This window comes from Oleiphilus sp. HI0086 (genome assembly GCF_001635225.1).
Map to the genome: position 1 here is coordinate 1 of NZ_LWFZ01000351.1, position 204 is coordinate 204.

The 204-nt window shown below is 39.7% G+C and carries 1 protein-coding gene; it reads left to right on the forward strand.

Annotated elements, in window-relative coordinates:
- On the forward strand, positions 1-204 hold a 204-nt coding region (locus tag A3756_RS28560; protein WP_231875482.1), incomplete at both ends, for a hypothetical protein.

The window sequence follows — 204 nt, forward strand, 5'->3', positions numbered from 1 at the left end:
GTGATGATGAACTGGAAACATTTGTAGCCAAAACCCATAAAGTAGCACCAAGCTTACGGGACGAATTTGTTAACACCTCAACAAAAACTTTTATTAAGCCAGGTGAAGGCGCTCATATTCCCTATTTAGCACCACACTGGGTAAAAACATGCGATGAAGTTTCAGCCTCAGTATCAATTATCTTCAACACGAAAGAAACTCAGA